This is a genomic window from Brevundimonas sp., assembly GCF_036676055.1.
GTDB lineage: Bacteria > Pseudomonadota > Alphaproteobacteria > Caulobacterales > Caulobacteraceae > Brevundimonas.
Genome location: NZ_JAKFDS010000045.1, coordinates 1 through 20,535, shown reverse-complemented (window position 1 = coordinate 20,535; position 20,535 = coordinate 1). Strand labels below are relative to the sequence as shown.

Genomic DNA, 20,535 nt, shown 5'->3' with positions numbered 1-20,535 from the left:
CGCCCGCTACGTCGCCGGTCCGGTCGCCGGCGGCGCCACCCCGGGCAGCAACCAGACCCTGGTCGTGGCCACCACGGCCGACCAGAACTCGCGCCAGCACGGCGCCTGGAAGTCGGCCATGTCGCTCGACGTGGTCATCCCGGTTCCCGCCAAGGCCCTCGTCGCCGGCTCCTACGCCGGCACCTTCGGCGTGACCATCTCGGCCCTCTAAGGCCGCAGTCGCAATCGCCTCACGAACGGGGGAGGCGTCGCCTCCCCCGTTTTTGCTTTCTCAACCGCAAGAAGCGCGGTGCGGTTCTTGCAAGCTTCGCTCGTATCGACCCCGCGGTCCCGATCTGGAACCGCCCAATGAATTGTTCGCCGACCTGGTCGGCCCGGAGAGTAAGCCATGTCTGAAGCACGATCGCTTCGTCGTCGCCTGGCGCGCTGGAGCATGGGGGCCCTCGCGGCCTTCGCCGGACTGTCGTTGATGACCGCGGCGGCCTGGGCCATGCGGGTCGCCCCGATGGTCTCCGAGCTGACCACGACCGGCGCCGGATCCACCGCCCGGATCGAGGTCGGCAATATCGGGTCCGCGGCCCTGCCCTTCGAGACCCGCATCACCCGGATCGAATTCGACGAGAACGGTGAACTGGTCGAGACGCCCGCCGACGAGAATTTCCTCGTGTTTCCGCCCCAGGGCGTCGTGCCGGTCGGCGGCCGTCAGGTCGTCCGTGTGCAATGGGTGGGCGATCCCGAGATCGACGTGTCGCGCGCCTACTATCTGTGGGTCCGGCAACTCCCGGTCGCCACCGATGACACGCCGACGGAGACCGGCGGCGCCGTGTCCGTCTCAGTGCTCTACACCATGAAGTCGCTGATCGTCGTCGCCCCTCCGGGCGCCCAGCCGAACGTCCAGGTGGTGTCCGCCACCCCGGCCATGGTCACGCCGCCGACCCCCGAAATCGATCCCAGCCTGACCCAGGGCGCCGCGCCGGTCGCGCCGCCGCCGCAGCCCGGCCTGGAGATCGTTCTCACCAACACCGGCAAGCGCTACGCCCTGATGAGCGGCGCGACCTGGAACGTCTCAGGCACCGACATTTCCGGTCAGCCCTTCACCATGGTGATGGGAGGCCAGGAGGTCGCCGAGACCGTCGGCGTCGGTTACCTCGCGCCCGCCGGCGGCCGCCGGACCTTCAAGATTCCGACCGGCGTCCAGCTGGATCCCTCGAAACCCATCTCCGTCCGGTTCACACGATGAAATCCCGGGGGGGGCTATTTCTCACCGCAGGCCTCGCCGCCCTGATGTCGGCGGCGCCCTTCGACGACGCGCGCGCCGGCTCCGCCGTCAGGGGTCTGCTCGACAGCCTGTCCGCGGCGTCCACGACGGCGGCCGACCGGGCCGCGGCGCTGTTCGTCGCCGACGGCGCGCCGCAGGATCCGCCGGCGGAGGATGTCGCCGGCCAGGAGCCTCCGCCGCCGACGCGGCCCAACATCAATCCCTATGATCGCGACATCGCGATCACCGTGCCGCTGAATTTCAATCGCCGGGTCCTCGGCGAACTGCCGGTGCTCCTGACCCGCGACGACCGCTTCATCGTGGACAGCGAGGGCTTCCAGGTCCTGATCCGTCCGTTGCTGACGGAGGAGGCGCAGGCCGATCTCGCCGCCTCGCTGGAAGGGGTCGAATCCTTCGCGCCGGAAGAGATCAACGCCACCGGCATCCAGCTGGACTACGATCCGGAACAGTTGGCGGTGCTGGTGCTGCGGATTGATCCGACCCGACGGTTGCCCGAACTCCTGTTCCAGAGGGGGCGTCCCGACGAGCCCGAGCAGCCGCCCGAGGACTTCAGCGCCTATCTGAACACCAATCTGGCCGTTCAGCGCCGTGGCTCCAGCGGGGACATCGACACCCCGAGCGTCTTCCTGAACGGCGCGATCCGCTACAAGTCCCTCGTTTTCGAGGCGGACGTCCAGGGCCGCGAGGACCGCTTCACCGGCGACTATGAGGTCGAGCGACGCTACGCCCGCTTCGTGTTCGATCAGCCCGAAGAGTATCGCCGCTGGTATCTCGGCGACCTCGATCCAGAGACCCGTGGCCGTCAGGGCTTCGTGGAGCTGGGCGGTCTGGGCGTGGCCCGGCAACGCCGCCGGTTCGAGCCCTTCCGCAACAATGTCCTGGCCGGCGCCCGCCAGCTGGTGCTGCAGGAGGAAGCCACCGTCCGCGTGCTGCGCAACGGCGTCTTCGTGCGGGAGTTCCGGCTCGATCCCGGCCAGTACGATCTCAGCAACCTGCCGCTCGACACCGGCAGCAACGACATCCAGCTGGAGATCCAGGGCGAGTCGGGGACGCTCGAACAGGTCAGCTACAGCGCCTATCTGGACAGCATCGATCTGGAGCCCGGCGACTATGAGTACGGCGCCTATCTCGGCGTCACCAACAACGGTTTCTTCGGCTCGCCGGACTATTCCGGGGGCGACCTGGCCTTCACCGGCTACTGGCGCAAGGCGTTCATCAACAAGCCGGCGCTGGGCCTCGGGCTGCAGGCCTCGGAGTTCGTCCAGACCGCCACCGGTCAGTCGCAACTCATCCTCGACAACGGCTCGCGCATCCAGCTGGACCTGTCCGGCAGTCACAGCCAGGACGTCGGCTCCGGCTATGCCGCGGCGATCAGCTATGACCACATCGTCGAACGGGACGGGCTGGCCGACAGCTGGACCGTGGTCGCCGAATATGTGTCCGAGGATTTCGCCACCCTGGGCAACCGCTTCGGCAACAACCCGACCTCATGGTCGGTCAGCGGCGGTTACTCGCGCCGTCTGAACATCGACTGGGTCGCCAATATCAGCGGCTCCTACCGCAAGAGCCGCGACGGCGTGCGGGGCGATTCCTACAGCATCAACGCCTCGACGACCTATCGCTTCACCCCCGAATGGAGCGCCCAGCTGGGCGTCGAATACACCGATTTCGAACGCAGCAGCCCGTTCAGCGGCGGGGCCGGAGACGGCTTCGGAGCCACGGTCGCCCTGATCTGGACGCCGCGCTACGATCAACGGGGGGAGGCGCGTTACGCCTCGGCGCGCAACTCCGGCAGCGTCCGCTTCCAGCAGTCGCCCGAGAACCGCGTCGACAGCTTCGGCTACGCCATTGGCACGACCTATGACGACGGCAGCGGCACGGTCTCCGGACAGATCGACTACTCCTCCAACCGGTTCGACGCGACCCTGTCGCATGTCAGCTTCGGTCGCGACTTCAGCAACATCACCGAAGAGCAGGTGACCAGCCTGCGGGTCGGGTCTTCCATCGCCACCACCGGCGGCCGGTGGGCGATCGGGCGCAACATCAGCGACAGCTTCGCCATCGTCTATCCGCACGAAAGCCTGCGCGGCAGCCCGGTGATCGTCGGCGAGAGCCTTGAGGGCGGACGCTACACCGCGCGGAGCGGGGCCTTTGGTCCGGCGCTGTCGAACACCCTGGCTTCCTATGTGAACCAGTCGGTGCGCTACGACGCCATGAACGCCCCGGCCGGCTACGATGTCGGCGACGGCGTCCTGAGGGTGCGGCCCACCTATCGCAGCGGCTACGCCATCGAGGTCGGCAGCGCCGCCTTCGTCAGCGCCCTGGGACGGATCCACGGAAACGGCGGCAAGCCGCTGGCCCTGGTCTCCGGACGGGTCCGCTCGCTGGACGATCCCGACGCCGCGCCCGAACTCTTCTTCACCAACTCGGTTGGGCGTTTCGCCGTTCAGAAGCTCGAGCCCGGGAAGCGTTATCGAGTGGAATTGTTCACCAGCCCGGCGCAAGGTTTCGAGTTCACGGTCCCCGCAGACAGCGACGGTTTGCTGGATCTGGCGACGGTCGTGGTTCCGGTCGACGTCGTCGATGAATAGGACAGAGGGTCTCCCCATGTATTCGCGGAACACATTGATCGCCGGCTTCGGAGCCCTGCTGGCCGCTACCGCCTTCGGGGCGGGAGCCGCGCGCGCGGACTGCAATCTGTCCATTCAACCCGCCCAGGACCAGTGGCTGATCCAGCACGATCCGTTCGCCGGCGACGGGCTCCAGCGGCAGTTCGACGTCGCCCTGGTCAATCTCGGGGACAGCCGGTGCATCGGCAAGCTGGAGATCGATCTTCACGGCGACGAATACGGCCTGAGCCGACCGGGAGACGACCAGCGCGTCGCCTATGTCCTGATTGACGAACGCGGCGGCAGCGACAGCACCCCGCGGACAGGCCGGAGCACGCCCCGGCCGAACGGCCGACCCGTCAATGTGGCCGCCGGCGAGCGCGAACTGGTGCGGTTCACCTTCGCCGTCGACACCGAGGCCGCGCTGGGCGCCGGCGTCTACGCCCAGACCGCCTTCCTCGCTGTGGAGGCGAACGACGGCTCACCCATCGCCGAGCGGCCTGTCACCCTCGCCGTCAACGTCATTCCCGCCGCCGTCATGGGCCTCAAGGGCGAGTTCCAGCGGATCAACGGCGTGGCCCGGATCGATCTGGGCGAGCTGACCGAAGGCCCCCGGTCGCTCGGCACCTCGCTGTTCGTGCTGAGCACGGGCGGATATCGGGTGTCGGTGCAGTCCTCGAACCGCGGCCGCCTGCGTCTGGGCGTCAGCGAATGGTACGTCGACTACGGCCTCGCCATCGGGCCGAACACGATGAACCTGGTCCAGGGCGACGATTTCGACGTGGTCTCGCACCGCCCGCGCGCCGACGACTATCCGCTGTCGGTCAATGTCGGCGAGGTCAGCGGTCGCCGGGCCGGCGAGTATTCGGACGTCCTGACCTTCACCATCGCCGCCCTCTAGGGGCGTCCGGAGCGAGGCTCCGGAGCCTCTAGATCGGCTGGATGACGAGCGACAGGATCAGCGGCTCGTCCAGTTCGACTTCCTCGAACCGGTAGTCGACGGTGCGGATGGTCGCCATGTTGGAGCGACGCAGCTCCTGTTCGCCCGAAGGGGTGAGATTGATGAGGCGGCCGCCGTAGTTGAGGCTGGCCGTCTCGTTCGACTTCAGCGGACGATAGCTGGCCGAGACGGTGAAGCCTCCGGGACTGTTGCAGGCTTCCACCACGCTGCCGGCGAGTCCGGCGCTGGCCAGAACCGTGCTCGACGGGCGGACCCAGCAGGCGACCGGAACGGTCGCACGGAGCCGGTAGGTTCCGCTGGCCTGGCCGGATCCGGGCTGGGCCGCTGCGCTCCCGGCGACGAGCACCGTGGCCGCGCCGACGATGGAGAGAAGCCGCTTGGTCGCTTGGAGACGTGTCATGGGCCACCTGTGTATTTACCAGTGGACCGTAGCGGCGAGGTCTTAAACTCCCACCAGCGGTTACGCTTAGCGGCGCGTAAGCAGACAGGATTAGCGAGCCGATACCAGACAGGCTTAGCAGACCCTGAACAGGCGGACCGGGATCTTCAGGGCGCCTCGAGGTGGGCGTCGGGCTTGCCCGCGAGGATGCGGCGGGCGCGGATATAGATCTCGAGGCGTTGCGCCACGACGAGACCGACGGCCAGCAGCATGAAGGCGTCCTGCACGGCGAGGATGTTCAGGCCCCAGTCGGCGGCGTGCGGTTCGAGCACCGCGCGCAAGCCCTGGCGACCGAGCAGCAGGACGACGATCAGGATCAGGCCGAGCGGAGAGGCCTGGGCCTTGAGCGCGCCGTCGGGATCCTTGTGGATCACCACCATCCTGCCCCGCTGCCAGCCGGCGGCGACGCCGAGCGCCAGGCCGGCGGCGAGAACGGCGAAGTCGATCGGGCGGAAGGGCGCCTGGGCCGGGTCGAAGGTGATCGTGGCCCAGAGGCCGAAGCCGATCAGCACCACGACGAGGGCGGGCACGACCCACATCCATCGCAGGTTCAGGGTGCGGGGACGGCGGTTGCGCAGCAGCACGAGCGGCAGGACGATGGCGATGACGATGAGCGGGATCAGCTGTTCGGTCGTCATGGCGGCGTCCCCCGGCCGCCCCGGAACGGGCGCGAACCTGTCGAAAGCTTAACCGTCGCGCCGCATCCGTAAAGCGCCTTCGCCGCCTCCTGATCCGACAAGGAGACGACGATGAAGCTGAGACATCTGATGACGGCCGCCCTGGGGGCGCTGGCGCTGTCGTGCCAGGGACCGGCGGCGGTGCTGGCGCAGGAGCCCGGCGCGGAGGCGTCGAACCCGCATGCGGCGATCACCGCGGCCCATCGCGAGCGGGCGCTGGACACGCTGGACCGGCGGCTGGCCCACTATGTGATGGCGGAGCGGACGCCGGCGATCCGGGCGCGGCTGGCGGCGCGGCGCGAAGCCTATAGGACGCTGACCGATCCAGAGGCGTTCCGCCAGGCGATCAACGCGGACCTGCTGGCCGCATCGGGCGACAGGCATCTACAGGTGTGGATCGAACCGCGCAGCCGCGACGAGGTCGCCGCCGAGGGGCCGGAGCCGACCCTGGAGCAGATGGCCGCCGGGGAGGCGAGGAACGGCTGGGGCGTGCGCGAGGCGAAGGTGCTGGCGGGCGGCATCGGCTATCTGGACCTGGCCTATTTCAGCGGCCATCCGGACGCGGGCGCGGCGATCGATGCGGCGCTGGCGAAACTGGCCGGGTCGAAGGCGCTTATCATCGATGTGCGTCGGAACGGCGGGGGCGGCGAGGCGGCGCTGAAGCGACTGATGGGCCATCTGGGCGCGGCGCCGATGCGGCTGGAGGATATTCAGATGCGCCGCTGTGCGCCCGACCCCGCGGACCCCGAAGGCTGCGTGCAGGACGGCTCGCGCGACGTGCAGGAACGATATGCCGACGCCGTCGCGACCCCGGCGTTTCCGACCGCACCGGTCTATGTGCTGACCTCGGGCGGGACCTTCTCGGCGGCCGAGGCGGTGGCCTACGCCCTGCAGGCGACAGGGCGCGCCATGGTCATCGGCGAGGTCACCGGCGGTGGGGCCAATCCTTCGATCGCCATGGACCTGGGACCGTGGTTCACGATCATCATGCCGATCGGCGAGGCGCGGCATCCGGAGACCGGGACCAACTGGGAGGGCGTCGGAGTGCAGCCGGACGTGGCCGTCGCGGCGGACCGGGCGCTGGAGGAGGCGTTGCGGCGGGTCAGGGCCTGACGCGCTGACGGGCTCGGGACGCCGCTACTCGTCGTCCTCGGGATCGGGCGCCGGATTGTAGACTTCGTCGCGGTCGGGCAGCCGACTCGGCGGCGGCGTCAGCAGGGCGTCGTAGGTCGAGTACCGTGTCACGAAGGAGATGCGCCGGCCTTCCATGCCGCCGTCGGAGCCGCCGGCCGGAGCCACCTGGGCGGACTGGTGCGCGCCGAGGGTGGCGGCGCGTCCGAAACCGCTGCCTTCAGGGAACTCGCTCTCGACCGTGCAGTCCTGCAAACGGCCGTCCCGTCGAACCTCGCAGAGGATGGCCGCCATGCCGGTCTCGTACCGGGCGCGGTCGGGGAAGTTGATCTCGGGGCTCTTGCGCCAGACCAGTCCGGCGAAATTCTCGCCCGCGGGCGCCGTATCCTCGCCGGGCGGGCTCAGTTCATGGCCGCAGGCCCGAAAGACGCGAGCGATCGCGTCCGTCGACGGGGGAAGATCGACGGCGTAGCGGCGGATCGTTTCGCCATCGGGCACGCCCATGGACAGCCGCCCGCCGCGGCTCATGCCGGTCGCGACGGACCGCGGCCAGATGGCGAAGGCGGTATTGCTGTCCTTCCCGGAAACCCAGGTGGTGTTCGCCCCGGGCGCCTCGCCCATGCGGTACTGGATCGTGCGCTGACCCGAGGCCGTGGGAAGGCCGGACATGACCACGCTGAGTCTGCCTGACATGCAGCGGACCGCGACGCCGAAATTTTCAAAGCTCACCGCCGCGATCGACAGATCACGCGAGCGATCCTCGCCAAAATCCCAGTCGCCTTCGTCCTGCGCGACCGCCGGCCCCGAGCTCGCCAGATTCGCGACAAGCAGCGCCGCCAGACCGATCTTGCTCAACCCCACGTTCGATCCCTCAAAACTTCCCGGACCGCGAGCCTAGCCCGCCCGCCGTCGGAAATGAAGGCGCGATCCCCTAGACGGGCGCGACGGTCTGCTCGATGGCGCCGAAGATGGTGTGGTGCTGGTCGTCGAACATCTCGATGCGGACGGTGTCGCCGTGCCTGAGGAAGGGCGTCTCCGGCTTGCCGCGCAGGATGGTCTCGACGGTGCGGACCTCGGCGATGCAGGAATAGCCGAGGCCGCCCTCGCTGACCGGCTTGCCGGGTCCGCCATCGGCGTCGCGGTTGGAGACGGTGCCGGAGCCGATGATGGTCCCGGCGCATAGGTTCCGGGTCTTCGCGAGGTGCGCGATCAGGGTCCCGAAGTCGAAGGTCATGTCGGTCCCGGCGTCGGCCTTGCCGAAGTCCTGACCATTGAGCTGGACGTTGAGCTGGCCCTTCAGCTTGCCGTCCTGCCAGCGGTCGCCGAGGGCGCGCGGGGTGACGAACACCGGCGACAGGGCCGAGGCGGGCTTCGACTGGACGAAGCCGAAGCCCTTGGCCAGTTCGGCCGGGATCAGGTTGCGCAGCGAGACGTCATTGACGAGACCGACGAGGCGGATGTGCGACAGGGCCTCCTCACGGCTGACGCCCTGGGGCACGTCGCCGGTGACCACCACGACCTCGGCCTCGAGGTCGCAGCCCCAGCTTTCGTCAGCGAGCGGGATCGGATCGCGGGGGGCGAGGAAGCCGTCGGAGCCGCCCTGGTACATCAGCGGGTCGGTCCAGAAGCTGTCGGGCATTTCGGCGCCGCGCGCCTGCCGCACGAGGGCGACGTGGTTCACATAGGCCGAGCCGTCGGCCCACTGATAGGCGCGGGGCAGGGGGGAGGCGGCCTCGCGCTCGTGGAAGCGGCCGCGCGGCACGCCGCCATGTTCGAGGCTTTCGGACAGGGCCCGCAGATGGGGCTCGACCCGGTCCCAGTCGTCCAGCGCCGCCTGCAGCGTGGGCGCGATCAGGAAGGCGTCGGTGAACCAGGCGAGGTCGCTGGAGACGAGGACGAGGCGGCCGTCGCGGCCGTGCTTGAGCGAGGCGAGTTTCATGGCTCAAGGCTTAGGGGGTTTCGGTGGCGGGGGAAACCGTCTCGGTCAGTGATGCCCGCCCCCTTGGCCGGAACGCGGGCTGCGCGGGCCCGGATCGCAGAGTTCGGAGACGATGGCGCGCATCTCGCCCTCGCGGGCCGATCGGTGACGCCAGTAGTCGTTGAAGTCGGCGGCGGCGAGCCGCAGGGCGTCGTTGCGCTCCTTCGTCGTCATCGGTCGCTTGACGTGTTCCGGCGGGTGCGGATGGGTCGGGGCCGCGAGGCCGTGGACCGAGACGATGGTGACGCTGGCGGCGTTGGAGGAGGCGGCGGCGTGGCCGGATTCGCCCGCGTCGCGCTCGTTATGACTGTGGCCCGTGTCGGGGGCGGGCGCGGACCCGACATGAGGGTGGCCCTTGTCCTCGACCTCGCCCTTCAGGGCCGTGTCGAGCGCCTTGACGCGTTTGGTGAGATCGCCGCCGAAGGCCAGGGTCTTGCCGAGCCGGGCGCGCAGCACCCGCTGCAGCTCCGACGCGTGAGCCGGCAGGGCCTCGGTGTCGGCCTTCATCGCGGCCTTGGCGGCGGCGTCGATCGCCTCCCAGATGGCGTGCGCGGCGTCGGTCCGCCCTGAATGTGAGCGGGCTCCGATCAGCCAGCCGATCAGCGCCGCGACCAGCAGGGCCAGCAGGACCGCGCCCCAGAAGAAGGGGTCGGCGCCGATCATGATCGTCGGGTCGAGAGGAGCGCCGGCCGTATCGACCGTGGCGAAATCGTCGCCGTAGGACATGCGGCTCCCCGCTGCAGCGACCGCCTTGCGCGGACGGCGCATCTTGCCCCGACGGCTCAGCTTGGCAACGGTAAAGGTTAATGACCCCGGATGGTCGTCAGTTCGGGGTGATCAGGGCCTTGGCCTCGGCCCCGGTGCGGGCGCCGACGTCGCGGACCTCGACCTCGACGGAGACGGATCCCTCCGGCTCATGGGCCCACAGATAGCGGCGCTCGATCTCGACCTCGCGGCCCGAGGGGGCGAAACCGGTGAAACTGTCGCCCCAGGGGGTGATGGCCTTGATCTCGGGCCAGGCGAGGGCGCAGGCGGCGTCCAGCTCCTCCATGGCCATCAGGGAGAGCTCGTCCCGGGGATCGGGGCGCGGGTCGGGCGCTACAGCCATCGCCGCACCCGTGCGCGGTAGGCCGCATAGTCGGCGCCGAATTTGGCGGACAGGTAGCGTTCCTCGCGCTGGATCACGAAGCGGTCGATGACGAACAGGCAGGGGATCAGCAGGAGCAGGATGAGGACCCTGTCCATGGCGACGGCGAGACCGGCGAAGGTGATGGCGAATCCCAGGTAGATGGGGTTGCGGGTGAAGCGATAGAGGCCGCCGACAGCGAGGGCGGTGGTCGGCTTCCACGGCTCGGGCGGGGTGCCGAGGCGGTGGAAATAGCCGGCGGCGGCGCCGTCCAGGACCAGGCCGCCGACGATCAGGACCAGGGCGATCCCGCGCCGGACCGGGGTCTCCAGCCCGAAGCCGAGGGTCAGCCAGCGGCTCAGGTCGGCGCCGATCGCGGCCACGACCTCCGGCCGGGCGGCGAGCTCGGTCAAGCCCCAGCCCAGCAGGATGAAGCCCAGATAGATCAGCGGCGGCGGGGCGATGACGCCGGGGGTGTCGCGGGCGGTGGTCATATGGTCTGGCCCTGGGGCGCAGTGAATTCAGAGGTGGCGGCGTCGCCGGTGTTGATCACCTCCGAGGGTTCGAAGATCAGCACCTCAGCCTCGTCGTCCGCCGCGGTCCGGTGTTCGACGCCGCGAGGGACGACGATGAACTGGCCGGGGCCGAGCGTCTCGATCCGGTCGCGGAACTCGACCCGGAACCGGCCCTTCCAGACCAGAAACATCTCTTCGGCGTCGGCGTGGCTGTGCCATGGGAAGACGCCCTCGACCTTGACCAGCCGCACGTCCTGACCGTTCAGCTGCGCGGCCACCCGCGGGCGCCAGTGGTCGGAGAAGGCCGCGAACTTTTCGGTCAGGTCGATCGTCGTCCCGGTGCTCATGGGCGCAGGTCCTCGTCGCTGTAGATGGCCACGCGGGCGGGCGCGTCGGCGGATACGGCGCCACGGTACATGCCGGAGGTGTTCATGGCGAAGGCGGGGGTTCCGCCCAGGCCCATGACGATGACGCCGCCGTCGCCGCCGATCGAGCCGACGTCGGCGATCTCGGCCTCGGCGGCGGCCTGCGCATCAGCGCCGGCGGCGGTGCGGTGGCAGATGTCCCGGGCCACGGTGGCGCGGATGAAATACTCGCCCGAACCGGTGGCCGAGACGGCGCAGCCGTCGGCGTTGGAGGCGTAGGTGCCGGCGCCGATGACCGGCACGTCGCCGACCCGGCCCCAGCGCTTGGCGGTCATGCCGCCGGTCGAGGTGCCGGCGGCGAGGCGGCCCTGGCTGTCGAGGGCCACCGCGCCGACGGTGCCGAATTTCCGCTCGTTCAGGGGCGGCTGGGGCAGGTCGTTGGCGGCCTGCGGCGACGGGGCGCCGGCGGGGCGGGCGGGGATCGGCAGGTTCTGCTGGCGCAGGGCGCTCTCCAGTCCGCGCCAGCGGCGCTCGGTGAAGAAGAAGGCGGGGTCGACCTGCTCCAGCCCGACCGAGGCGGCGAACGTATCGGCGCCTTCGCCGATCAGCATGACGTGAGGCGACTGTTCCATCACCGCGCGAGCGGCGGCGATGGGGTGGCGGGTGGTCGTCAGGCCGGCGACGGCGCCGGCGGTTCGGTCGGCGCCGTTCATGATCGCCGAATCGAGCTCGTTGCGGCCGGCGGCGGTGAAGACCGCGCCGCGTCCGGCGTTGAACAGGGGATCGTCCTCCATGATCTGGATCGCCGCCTGGACGGCGTCGAGGGCGGAGCCGCCACCCGCCAGCACGGCGGACCCCGCCTCCAGCGCCCTGTGCAGGGCGGCGCGATAGGCGGCGTCCTGTTCGGCGGTCAGGCTGTCGCGCTCGATGACCCCGGCCCCGCCATGGATGGCGAAGGACCAGGAGGCGGAGTCCTGGGCCGCGGCGGGGCCTCCGAACAGAGCGAGGGCGGCGGCGAAGGGCAGCAGGCGGGTCATGGTCATGGCCGCAGCGTCGGCCATGAGCGCCCTCAACTCAAGGCCGGACCGCAGCCGGATCACCCTCTGAGCCCGAATCCGATCCGCCGCCTGACGTTCAATTTACCCTTAACCCTTGTCCGGTCTTGCCTGCCGTGCTGCTTATGGGGCCGCGCGTCAGGTGGGGCGCAGCAATCAGGGAGTGAGCCGTTGAGTACGACGGACGCAGGAGGGGCGCTTACATCGGGGCCCCGCAAGACGTTTCTGGGACACCCGCGAGGGCTGGTGATCCTGTTCTTCACCGAGATGTGGGAGCGGTTCTCCTACTACGGCATGCGCGCCCTTCTGGTGCTCTACCTCACACAACATTTCCTTTTCGGACCGGCCGAGGCGCAGGGCATCTACGCCGCCTACGCCGCGCTGGTCTATCTGATGCCGGTGGTCGGGGGGCTGCTGGCTGACAAATATCTGGGATCGCGCAAGGCCGTGATCATCGGCGCCGTGCTGCTGGTCGCCGGACACTTCACCATGGCTTTCGAAGGCACCGGGGCGCGTGAGTACCTGACGGTCGGCGGCACCGAATACCGGCTCGAGGTCGAAGGCCGCGACCAGAACCGCCAGATCTTCGCCGTGAACGGCGATCAGCGGGTCCAGGTCGCCATCACGCCCGAGGGCGTCTCGACCGTCGGCGCGGAACCTTCGGCGGCCAATGCGGCGGACGCCGGCGCCGTCGCCGTCACGGAAGCGACCACGGGTGCGGCTCCGGCCGGCGCGCTGGATCCGGCGACGGCTGCGGCCCCGGCTGCGGCCGCGGCGGCGGGCTTCCCCGCCTCCGTCGGCCCGGGCGAATACACGCTGCGCACCGAGCGGGACATGGGCGGCGAGCCGATCCTGTTCCTCGCCCTGTCGCTGATCATCGTCGGCGTCGGTTTCCTGAAAGCCAATATCTCGACCGTGGTCGGGCACCTCTATGAGGAAAACGATCCGCGTCGGGACGGCGGTTTCACCATCTTCTACGTCGGCATCAATCTCGGCTCCTTCCTCGCCACCGCCGCCTGTTCCTACCTCGGGATCCAGTACGGCTGGGCCTATGGCTTCGGCCTGGCCGGCATCGGCATGGCCCTTGGCCTGATCACCTTCATTCTCGGCCAGTCCTGGCTCGAGGGTCGCGGCGCTCCGCCCCGGCCTGAGGTGCTGAAGCGGCGCAGCGTGCTGGGCCTGCCGTTCGAGATTATCTTCTGGATCGGCGGCCTGGTCGCCGTCCTGCCGGTTTGGCTGTTGATGCAGCGGCACTCGCTGATCGAAACGGCCCTGCCGTGGCTGGCCGGCGTGATCTTCATCTCCGTGATCGGCTACACCCTGATCAAGCTCAGGGGCAGCGAGCGGTCGCGCATGCTGGTCGCCCTGGTGCTGATCTTCTTCTCGGTCCTGTTCTGGGCCCTGTTCGAACAGGCGGGCTCGTCCCTGACCCTGTTCGCCGACCAGTCCACGGAAATGCCGAGCTGGTTCAATGCGGCCATGACCCAGATGTTCAACCCGGGCATCATCGTAATCGGCGGCCCGATCGTCGCCGCCCTGTGGGTCTGGCTGGGCAAGCGCAACCGCGAGCCCTCCACGCCTGTGAAGTTCTCGTTCGGTCTGGTGTTCGTGGGAGCGGGCTTCCTGCTTCTGGCGTGGGCGGCGGCCAATGCGGCCAATGTCGATTTCCGCGTGCCGCTGCTGTTCCTGTTCTTCACCTACTTCCTGCACACGATCGGCGAGCTGTGTCTGTCGCCCGTCGGCCTGTCGATGATCACCAAACTGTCGGTGGATCGCGTGGTCGGTCTGATGATGGGGGTCTGGTTCCTGTCCAGCTCGGTGGCGCACATCGCCGCCGGCCTGATCGCCCAAGCGACGGCGACGGGAACGGTCGCCGGCGTGGTCACCAACCCGCAGCTGGCGCTGGAAACCTATGGCTCCATCTTCGGAACCATCGGCTGGACCGGCGTCGGGGTCGGGGTGCTGCTGCTGGTCCTGTCGCCGCTGCTCAAGAAGGGCATGGCCGGGATCCACTGAGCCACCGCTGCAAGAAGAGAAGGGCGGGGCCTCACGGCTCCGCCCTTTTTTGCGCGTCGGGCTGGGCGCGCCATCAGTCTGGGGGACTCGCCTTCTTCAGAAGGTCTTTCTTATCTGCACGAACAGCCACGGGCTCATCCAGGTGCGGCGAACCTCGCGGAAGGCGACGGGCGAGACGTCGCGCGGGCCGGCGTAGATGTCGCGGTCGTAGCCCTTCGCCCGGTCCGTGGCGTTGCCGATATCCAGACGGATGGTGGTGTCGGACGACGGTTTCCACTGGCCGTACAGGGTCACGAACGGCTCGTTGTAGAAGGCGCGGACCTCACGGACACGGAAGGCTCGCCCCTTGTCGACATTGCAGCCGTGGTCGAAGCCGTACGAATATTTCCCGCCCTGCAGATCGTGGTTGAAGTTGACGCCGCAGCCGAAGGCCTGGTTGCCCTGGAAGCGGCGGCTCTCGCCGGTCAGGGGATCGGTGACCTCGGTGTGCACCCAGCTGCCACGAGCCTGGAGCCGGGCGTTGGGAATGCCCAGTCTGTCCATCGGCAGGGTCAGGCGGACCTGGTACTGGTCGAACGAGCCGTCGCCGATGTTGCCGACGCCGTCGAAGCCGCCGGTCAGGGGGATCAGGTCGACCACATCCTCGACCTCGCCGTGCTGCACCGACAGCTCCAGCACGCCCTCGCCCCAGAAGCGCCGTTCGTAGACGGCTTCCAGCAGGGTGGTCTTGTCGGGTTCGAGATCAGGGTTGCCGCCCTCGACCTGGCCGATGTCGATGTCGGCCGAGGCGACGAAATCGCCGAAGTCGAGCTGGCCTACCTGCCGCTCGGCGCGGAAGCGGAACTGGTGGCCCTCCCACGGCGTCCAGGTCAGCTGGAGCCGGGGCTTGGGATAGACGAAGGACTTGGTCAGGTCGCTGTCGCCCGACTGGCTGATCTCCGACACCTCGACCCGCAGGCCGGCCTCCACAGTCCATTTCGGGCCGGGCCGCCAGGTCGCCTGACCGAACACCTCGCCACGCAGCTCCTCCACCTTGACGGAGGAGGAAGGCAGGGGAATGGCGACGCCGTTCTCCTCGAAGGCCGTGGCGCTGTCGAGGAAGTTGTAGGCGACCTCGCCGCCGCCCTCGAAGGCCCAGCGGTCGTTCGGGCGGAAACGCAGCACGGCCCGGCCGATGGACTCGCCGCGGCTGCCATCCGAGGTGAAGGTGGAGGTGTCGGCGCCGCTTTCGGAGACGCCGACATAGTCCTCGGTCCCGTAGCGCTGCAGGCCGACCAGTTCGAGGCCAAGCCGGGGCGACAGGTCGCGGGTCCAGTTGACGCCCAGCTCGCCGTTGATCGAGTCCGACTCCTCGTCGTTGAAGCTGTCGAGGCCGGGCCCGGAACGGATCAGCAGGTCCTGCGCGCTCTCGCTGCCGAACCAGCCCACCAACCCGTTCACGCGCAGCTTGCCGCCGGCGAAGGGCCGTTGGATCGCGCCCGTCGCGCGGACATTGCGAAAGCGGTCCCAGAGCACCAGGTCGGCATCCTGGATCAGGGCGCCCGAGGGATCGTAGCGGCGGCGGAAGCCGTCGCCGGTGCCGTCGGTGCGATCGGTCGTGGCGCTGATCGAACCCTCGATGGAGGTGTCGCCCTCGCGCCGGGAATACTGACCGGCGAGGATCGGGCCGATGTAGCCGTCGGGGTAGAGATAGCTGTTGAACTCGAGCACCCGCTCGACCGTGACGGTGCGGCGCAGGACAACGTTGGCGATGACCGAGAGCCCTTGCATGTCGATGCCGGGCGCGCCGCCGCGGATCAGTTCGATGCGTTCGACGCTGTCGGCGGAGATGCGGCGCAGGACCTGGTCGAGACTGTCGCTCTTGGACGAGGGGCGGTCCCCGTCGATCAGGACGTTGCCGGCGGCGCCGGCGAAGCCGCGCGTGCCGCTGTCGCCAGTGTCGAGGCCGAAGCCGGGCAGGCGGGCGATCATGTCCAGGGCGGTGTCGGGCCGGGAGTCGGCGAAGAAGGCGGGCTCGAACACCAGCACGCCCTGCTGGACGGCGCTGTCGGGGGGTGGCGACGGGGTGGGCGGCGTCTGCGCCATGGCCGGAACGGCCAGGGCGGACAGGGCGGCGGCGGCCAGCCAGATGGTCTTCTTCATAGGTCCCTCTCCAAGTGCGCGGACGGTGCCTGCGACCAGGGGAGGGCTCCAGTTACAACCGGGACAGGTGGATTAATTCGCCGAAAGGCTTGCGGCGCGGGGGTGTCCCCTGGAGCGGCCGGCGGGAATCGAACCCGCGACATTCAGCTTGGGAAGCTGACGTTCTACCTCTGAACTACGGCCGCGACCGGGATCGCCGATCGGAGGCGGACCATAGCTTCGCGGCGGCAAAAGAAAAGGCCCGGCGCGGCGGCCGGGCCTTGTTCCGTGTCAGGGCGCGACCTCGACGTCGACGCCGCGGCGTTCGAGGATTTCCTGGACGCTGTCGTCGCCGGCCAGGTGGGCGGCCCCGACGGCGATGAAGGCGGTCCCGGAGCCGGCGAGCAGGGTCTGGATCTGGTCGGCCCAGTTGGTGTTTCGCCGGACCAGCAGGGCCTGGTAGAGTTCCTCGCTGCTTTCGCGCATCGGCTGGACGCCGAGGGCCTCGATGGCCTTGACGTCGCCCGCGGCCCAGGCCTCGACCAGCTTGTCCAGATCGGTGGTGGCGGTCTCGAAATCCTCGAGGGTGCTGCGCAGGAAGGCGAGCTGGTCGGCTTCGGGGAAGCCGGCGAGGATGCGGATCTGCTCGTCGACGGTCTCGAAGCCGGTGATCGGCTTGCCGGCGGCTTCGGCGCGCGCCTTGAGGATCAGTTCGACGCCGGAGGCCGGATCGTAGCCCGCCTTGGCCAGCGGGGCGACGGACAGGGTCAGGGCCGCGAACCACGGGCGGAAGGGATCCATCTGGGCGGCGTTGAGCCCCATGGTCTTCGCGGCCGTGTCGAGCGCCGAAATCTCCTCAGCGGTGAGAAGGCTGGACAGCGGCGTGGCCGGCGACAGGGCGTGCTGCTGGATCAGGGGGAGCAGGGCGGCCTGGTCGTCGGGGTTGGAGATTTCGAGGATCACCCTGTCGGCGCTGTCGAAGGCGGCGTCGATGCGCGCGGCGCCCCAGGCCGTGGTCGGGCGGAGCAGGTGGACGGTGCCGAACAGATAGAGGGTCGAGTCGGCGTCACGGATCACCCACAGGGCGGGGCCCTGGCCCTCGGCGGGCGGGATGGCGCGGATCGCGGGCGCCGCCCCGGCGACCGGCGGCGTCACCGCCTGGGCGTGGACGGGGGAGATGACGGCGGCGGCCAGGCCGAGGCCGAGGGCGGCGCCGAGGGTCAGGCGGCCGAAGGCGGCGACGGTGTTCTTGAGGCGCTTCTTGAAGGTCATGTCAGGTCCGTAGCGGGAGAAGTTGGGTGAATCGCGGCGTCATTCGGCGATGAAGATGGCTTCGATCGGCTGGTCGAAGACGCGGGCGATGCGGAAGGCGAGGGGCAGGGAGGGGTCGTAGCGGCCGGTCTCCAGCGCGTTGACGGTCTGGCGCGAGACGCCGAGCCGCTCGGCCAGATCGGCCTGGCTCCAGTTGCGCTCGGCGCGCAGCACCTTGAGACGGTTGTTCATGCGGTCGCTCCTAGCGGTGCTTGAGCCACCAGGCCGCCCAGGCGACGGCGTAGCCGGCCAGCTGGAACATCAGGATGATCCACATGCCGCCGAGGAGCAGCTCTCCCGCGCTCAGGTCCATGGCCGCGGCGGACGAGGCGTCTTCGTTGGCTGCGACGCTGAGCAGCACGAGGGCTCCGACGGCCATGCCGCCCGAGCCGCCCCACCACCACGCCCATTTGTGGGCCTCGCGGGCGGCCTCGTCGATGCCGCGCCACCACCAGACGCAGGCGGCGAGGGCGACGGCCAGGGTGACCGCCATCAGGGCGATGGTCGCCGCGGCGCCATAGGGGCCGGCGTGGTCGCTGATCAGGCCCTGCAGGCCGCCGGCGAGACCGCCGACCAGCCCGACCCCGACGAGGACGAGAACATAGGCGCCGAGGCCGAGGGGACGTTTCGGTTTGGTCGTGCCGCCCATGAAGGCCTCCTTGCCGTGATGACAAGGACGTTTTACATCAGGTCAGGGGCGTGTCAAGCAGCCTTGTCATTCCGCCGCGATGTCGGAGGACGGCGCGGCGATCAGCTCGGGACGGGACAGGGAGCGGGGCGACCCCTCGACCGGCGGCAGTTCCGGCAGGTCCTTGCCCTCATGGTCGACGTGGAGGTCCTCGAAGCGCCGGGCCGAGACCATGACCTGGCTCTCCAGCGAGCCGACGAACTTATTATACCGGTCGACTGCCCGGCCGAGCGACACGCCGACATCGGCGGCGTGGGCTCCCATCACCGACAGGCGTTTGTAGAGCTCCTTGCCGAGTTTCGCGACCTGCTCGGCGTTGCGCGACTGTTCCTCGGCGCGCCAGCCGTAGGCGACCGCCTTGCACAGGGCGAACAGGGTGGTGGGGGTGGCGATCAGCACCCGGGCGTCCATGGCCTGGGTGATCAGGTCCGGCTCGTGGTCCAGCGCGGCCGAGAGGAAGGACTCGCCCGGCACGAACATGACGACGACGTCCGGGCTGGGTTTGAACTGGTCCTGATAGGCCTTGGACGACAGCTGGCGGACGTGGTTTTTCATGCTGGCGGCGGTGCGCAGGGAGGCCGCCCGGCTCTGGGCCTCCTCGTCGCCGTCGGCGGCGTCGGGGAAGGCCAGCGGCACCTTGGCGTCGATCACGAACATGCCGCCGCCGGGCATGCGGACGACGAAGTCAGGGCGCTGCTGGCGGCCCTGGTCGTCGGCGGTCGAGGTCTGTTCGGTAAAGTCGAAGCGGCCGGCCATGCCGGCGGCCTCGAGCACGTTGCGGCAGGTCTGTTCGCCCCAACGGCCGCGCCGACCGGTGTTGCCCTTCAGCGCTTCGGTCAGGCGGCGGGCCTCGTCGCGGGTGGCGGTGGAGGCGGTCATCAGCAGGGCGAGTTGTTCCTTGAGGCCCCCGGTCTCCTCGGCGCGGACCTTTTCCAGCGCGGCGACGTGTTCCTGGAATTTGGCCAGGGTCTCGGCCACCGGCTTGAGCTGGGCCTCCATCCGCTGCTGCGACATCAGCTCGCGGGTGCGGAAGGTCTCATCGGTGCGCTTGAGCAGCTCCTCGGCGACGGTGTTGGCCGACTGGGCGGCCTGGGCGCGCAGCAGTTCGGCGGAGGTTGCAGCCTGGTCTTCGAACAGGCGCATGCGCGCCTCGGTCTCGGCGTGGCGTTCGCGCAGCTCCCACGCCCGGGTCTCGGCGGCGGCGGCGCGGCGGCGCTCCATCAGGGCCCAGGCGAGGGCGAGGACGGCGACCACGGAGGCGGCGAAAAAGGCGACGAGCGAAGCGTTCATGCTCCGTTCCTTACCGGGAGTCGCCGGGCGCCGCCATGGCGGCATGAGGTGGGATTATACCCGGGTAAAAGCCGAAAACACCGTTCGAACCGTCCGAACCGTCCATATCGTCCTCACCGCATCGGAGAGCCGGATGGCCGTCCACGCCCCAGCCTAAATCCGGCCTGCGTCAGAATCGGACGTAGGCGTCCCGGCTCGCCGCCTTGCGGCGTCCGGGAGGACAAGGAGCCGGCGCTGACTACGCCGGCCGGCGCTGGCGCAGGGCCTGGATGATGGTGCCGTCGTCGAGCCAGTCGAGCTCGCCGCCGACGGGGACGCCGCGGGCGAGGGAGGTGATCTCGACGCCCGAGCCGGCGAGGCGTTCGGCGATGTAGTGGGCGGTGGTCTGGCCGTCGACGGTGGCGGGGAGGGCGAGGACGACCTCCTTCGCTTCGCCGCCGCGGACCCGGCCGACGAGTTCGGCGACGCGCAGGGCGTCGGGGCCGACGCCGTCGAGGGCGGACAGCAGGCCGCCGAGGACGTGGTATTTGCCGCGGAAGGCGCCCGAGCGCTCCATGGCCCAAAGGGCGCCGGCCTCCTCGACCACGCAGATCAGGCCGTTGTCGCGGGCGCGGTCGGAACAGATCGAGCAGGGGTCGCGGGTGTCGGGCGCGCCGCAGACGCTGCACGAGGTCACCTTGTCGGCGGTCTCCTGCAGGGAGGCGGCGAGGGGGACCAGCAGCTGGTCGCGTTTCTTCAGCAGGGCGAGGGCGGCGCGTCGGGCCGAGCGGGGGCCGAGGCCGGGCAGCTTCGCGAGAAGCGAGATCAGCCGTTCGATCTCGGGTCCGGCCGAGGCGGCCAAGTCAGAACAGCTTGGGCATGCCGGGGATGTTCATCCCGGCCATCGGGCCCGCGGCCTCGCGCATCAGGGCGGAGTTCACCTCGTCCAGCTTGCGCTTGGCGTCGGCGTGGGCGGCGACGATCAGGTCGGCGAG

At 69.4% G+C, this 20,535-nt stretch carries 21 protein-coding genes, 1 tRNA gene and 1 pseudogene; 6 read left to right on the top strand and 17 right to left on the bottom strand.

What is annotated here, in order from left to right:
* From V6M45_RS07555 to V6M45_RS07540, 4 genes are all read left to right on the top strand, one after another.
* The coding region (locus V6M45_RS07555) for a hypothetical protein (protein ID WP_332655165.1) at positions 1 to 211 on the top strand (211 nt) is incomplete at its 5' end.
* A 177-nt stretch (positions 212 to 388) separates the two neighbouring features.
* A complete protein-coding gene (locus V6M45_RS07550; RefSeq protein ID WP_332655163.1) occupies positions 389 to 1,240 on the top strand; it encodes a hypothetical protein in 852 nt (283 codons plus the stop codon).
* Positions 1,237 to 3,870, top strand: coding sequence for a hypothetical protein (locus V6M45_RS07545; RefSeq protein ID WP_332655161.1), 2,634 nt, complete (start codon positions 1,237 to 1,239; stop codon positions 3,868 to 3,870). Before V6M45_RS07550 ends, V6M45_RS07545 begins: the two co-directional genes overlap by 4 nt.
* Positions 3,871 to 3,886: 16 nt before the next feature.
* Positions 3,887 to 4,789, top strand: a complete 903-nt coding sequence (locus V6M45_RS07540; protein WP_332655159.1) for a hypothetical protein — start codon at positions 3,887 to 3,889, stop codon at positions 4,787 to 4,789.
* Between the two features lie 28 nt (positions 4,790 to 4,817).
* Here the strand turns inward: V6M45_RS07540 and V6M45_RS07535 are convergent, their stop codons facing one another.
* Together V6M45_RS07535 and V6M45_RS07530 are read right to left on the bottom strand one after the other, a co-directional pair.
* Positions 4,818 to 5,249 (bottom strand): hypothetical protein, encoded by a 432-nt coding sequence (locus V6M45_RS07535; protein WP_332655157.1) that lies wholly within the window; start codon positions 5,247 to 5,249, stop codon positions 4,818 to 4,820.
* A 146-nt stretch (positions 5,250 to 5,395) separates the two neighbouring features.
* Positions 5,396 to 5,926: a DUF1453 domain-containing protein gene (locus V6M45_RS07530; protein ID WP_332655155.1), complete on the bottom strand. Its 531-nt coding sequence runs from the start codon at positions 5,924 to 5,926 to the stop codon at positions 5,396 to 5,398.
* Positions 5,927 to 6,037: 111 nt separating this feature from the next.
* Between V6M45_RS07530 and V6M45_RS07525 the strand changes: the two genes are divergently transcribed.
* Entirely contained in the window at positions 6,038 to 7,078 is a 1,041-nt protein-coding gene (locus V6M45_RS07525; RefSeq protein ID WP_332655153.1) for a S41 family peptidase, read from the top strand.
* 24 nt (positions 7,079 to 7,102) lie between these two features.
* On the opposite strand, the gene V6M45_RS07520 is transcribed toward V6M45_RS07525, so the two are convergent.
* From V6M45_RS07520 to V6M45_RS07490, 7 genes are all read right to left on the bottom strand, one after another.
* Complete coding sequence (locus tag V6M45_RS07520; RefSeq protein ID WP_332655151.1) at positions 7,103 to 7,951, bottom strand: hypothetical protein; 849 nt, start codon at positions 7,949 to 7,951, stop codon at positions 7,103 to 7,105.
* 76 nt (positions 7,952 to 8,027) lie between these two features.
* Complete coding sequence (locus V6M45_RS07515; RefSeq protein ID WP_332655149.1) at positions 8,028 to 9,035, bottom strand: fumarylacetoacetate hydrolase family protein; 1,008 nt, start codon at positions 9,033 to 9,035, stop codon at positions 8,028 to 8,030.
* A 45-nt stretch (positions 9,036 to 9,080) separates the two neighbouring features.
* Positions 9,081 to 9,800 carry a hypothetical protein gene (locus V6M45_RS07510; RefSeq protein WP_332655147.1) on the bottom strand — a complete coding sequence of 240 codons (720 nt, stop codon included), beginning with the start codon at positions 9,798 to 9,800 and terminating at the stop codon, positions 9,081 to 9,083.
* Between the two features lie 97 nt (positions 9,801 to 9,897).
* Positions 9,898 to 10,182 carry a hypothetical protein gene (locus V6M45_RS07505; protein WP_332655145.1) on the bottom strand — a complete coding sequence of 95 codons (285 nt, stop codon included), beginning with the start codon at positions 10,180 to 10,182 and terminating at the stop codon, positions 9,898 to 9,900.
* Entirely contained in the window at positions 10,173 to 10,694 is a 522-nt protein-coding gene (locus V6M45_RS07500) for a methyltransferase family protein (RefSeq protein ID WP_332655143.1), read from the bottom strand. The genes V6M45_RS07505 and V6M45_RS07500 overlap by 10 nt, the downstream gene beginning before the upstream one ends.
* The gene (locus V6M45_RS07495; RefSeq protein WP_332655141.1) at positions 10,691 to 11,062 is read right to left on the bottom strand and encodes a cupin domain-containing protein; all 372 of its coding nucleotides are present in this window, start codon (positions 11,060 to 11,062) and stop codon (positions 10,691 to 10,693) included. Before V6M45_RS07495 ends, V6M45_RS07500 begins: the two co-directional genes overlap by 4 nt.
* Positions 11,059 to 12,123: an isoaspartyl peptidase/L-asparaginase family protein gene (locus V6M45_RS07490; protein WP_442880558.1), complete on the bottom strand. Its 1,065-nt coding sequence runs from the start codon at positions 12,121 to 12,123 to the stop codon at positions 11,059 to 11,061. The genes V6M45_RS07495 and V6M45_RS07490 overlap by 4 nt, the downstream gene beginning before the upstream one ends.
* 258 nt (positions 12,124 to 12,381) lie before the next feature.
* On the opposite strand from V6M45_RS07490, the gene V6M45_RS07485 reads away from it, so the two are divergent.
* A complete protein-coding gene (locus V6M45_RS07485; RefSeq protein ID WP_332655137.1) occupies positions 12,382 to 14,151 on the top strand; it encodes a peptide MFS transporter in 1,770 nt (589 codons plus the stop codon).
* 96 nt (positions 14,152 to 14,247) lie between these two features.
* Here V6M45_RS07485 and V6M45_RS07480 read toward each other — a convergent pair whose 3' ends face one another.
* The 8 genes and pseudogenes from V6M45_RS07480 to V6M45_RS07445 form a co-directional block, all read right to left on the bottom strand.
* Positions 14,248 to 16,293: a TonB-dependent receptor plug domain-containing protein gene (locus tag V6M45_RS07480; protein ID WP_332655135.1), complete on the bottom strand. Its 2,046-nt coding sequence runs from the start codon at positions 16,291 to 16,293 to the stop codon at positions 14,248 to 14,250.
* Between the two features lie 110 nt (positions 16,294 to 16,403).
* Positions 16,404 to 16,478 (bottom strand) — tRNA-Gly (locus V6M45_RS07475).
* Between the two features lie 85 nt (positions 16,479 to 16,563).
* A complete protein-coding gene (locus V6M45_RS07470) occupies positions 16,564 to 17,544 on the bottom strand; it encodes a TraB/GumN family protein (RefSeq protein WP_332655133.1) in 981 nt (326 codons plus the stop codon).
* Positions 17,545 to 17,583: 39 nt separating this feature from the next.
* Complete coding sequence (locus tag V6M45_RS07465) at positions 17,584 to 17,775, bottom strand: helix-turn-helix transcriptional regulator (RefSeq protein WP_332655131.1); 192 nt, start codon at positions 17,773 to 17,775, stop codon at positions 17,584 to 17,586.
* A 10-nt stretch (positions 17,776 to 17,785) separates the two neighbouring features.
* Positions 17,786 to 18,232, bottom strand: a complete 447-nt coding sequence (locus tag V6M45_RS07460; protein ID WP_332655130.1) for a hypothetical protein — start codon at positions 18,230 to 18,232, stop codon at positions 17,786 to 17,788.
* Between the two features lie 66 nt (positions 18,233 to 18,298).
* Positions 18,299 to 19,561, bottom strand: a complete 1,263-nt coding sequence (locus V6M45_RS07455; RefSeq protein WP_332655129.1) for a DNA recombination protein RmuC — start codon at positions 19,559 to 19,561, stop codon at positions 18,299 to 18,301.
* Positions 19,562 to 19,799: 238 nt separating this feature from the next.
* Positions 19,800 to 20,402, bottom strand: coding sequence for a recombination mediator RecR (gene recR / locus V6M45_RS07450; RefSeq protein WP_332655128.1), 603 nt, complete (start codon positions 20,400 to 20,402; stop codon positions 19,800 to 19,802).
* Between the two features lies 1 nt (position 20,403).
* A pseudogene (locus tag V6M45_RS07445) lies at positions 20,404 to 20,535 on the bottom strand (YbaB/EbfC family nucleoid-associated protein); the annotation flags it as partial.

Bases quoted from the DNA above. Each gene is read 5' to 3' on its own strand.
- V6M45_RS07550 (WP_332655163.1), top strand. From the start codon at position 389: ATGTCTGAAGCACGATCGCTTCGTCGTCGCCTGGCGCGCTGGAGCATG.
- V6M45_RS07545 (WP_332655161.1), top strand. From the start codon at position 1,237: ATGAAATCCCGGGGGGGGCTATTTCTCACCGCAGGCCTCGCCGCCCTG.
- V6M45_RS07540 (WP_332655159.1), top strand. From the start codon at position 3,887: ATGTATTCGCGGAACACATTGATCGCCGGCTTCGGAGCCCTGCTGGCC.
- V6M45_RS07535 (WP_332655157.1), bottom strand. From the start codon at position 5,249: ATGACACGTCTCCAAGCGACCAAGCGGCTTCTCTCCATCGTCGGCGCG.
- V6M45_RS07530 (WP_332655155.1), bottom strand. From the start codon at position 5,926: ATGACGACCGAACAGCTGATCCCGCTCATCGTCATCGCCATCGTCCTG.
- V6M45_RS07525 (WP_332655153.1), top strand. From the start codon at position 6,038: ATGAAGCTGAGACATCTGATGACGGCCGCCCTGGGGGCGCTGGCGCTG.
- V6M45_RS07515 (WP_332655149.1), bottom strand. From the start codon at position 9,035: ATGAAACTCGCCTCGCTCAAGCACGGCCGCGACGGCCGCCTCGTCCTC.
- V6M45_RS07510 (WP_332655147.1), bottom strand. From the start codon at position 9,800: ATGTCCTACGGCGACGATTTCGCCACGGTCGATACGGCCGGCGCTCCT.
- V6M45_RS07505 (WP_332655145.1), bottom strand. From the start codon at position 10,182: ATGGCTGTAGCGCCCGACCCGCGCCCCGATCCCCGGGACGAGCTCTCC.
- V6M45_RS07500 (WP_332655143.1), bottom strand. From the start codon at position 10,694: ATGACCACCGCCCGCGACACCCCCGGCGTCATCGCCCCGCCGCCGCTG.
- V6M45_RS07495 (WP_332655141.1), bottom strand. From the start codon at position 11,062: ATGAGCACCGGGACGACGATCGACCTGACCGAAAAGTTCGCGGCCTTC.
- V6M45_RS07490 (WP_442880558.1), bottom strand. From the start codon at position 12,123: ATGACCATGACCCGCCTGCTGCCCTTCGCCGCCGCCCTCGCTCTGTTC.
- V6M45_RS07480 (WP_332655135.1), bottom strand. From the start codon at position 16,293: ATGAAGAAGACCATCTGGCTGGCCGCCGCCGCCCTGTCCGCCCTGGCC.
- V6M45_RS07470 (WP_332655133.1), bottom strand. From the start codon at position 17,544: ATGACCTTCAAGAAGCGCCTCAAGAACACCGTCGCCGCCTTCGGCCGC.
- V6M45_RS07465 (WP_332655131.1), bottom strand. From the start codon at position 17,775: ATGAACAACCGTCTCAAGGTGCTGCGCGCCGAGCGCAACTGGAGCCAG.
- V6M45_RS07460 (WP_332655130.1), bottom strand. From the start codon at position 18,232: ATGGGCGGCACGACCAAACCGAAACGTCCCCTCGGCCTCGGCGCCTAT.
- V6M45_RS07455 (WP_332655129.1), bottom strand. From the start codon at position 19,561: ATGAACGCTTCGCTCGTCGCCTTTTTCGCCGCCTCCGTGGTCGCCGTC.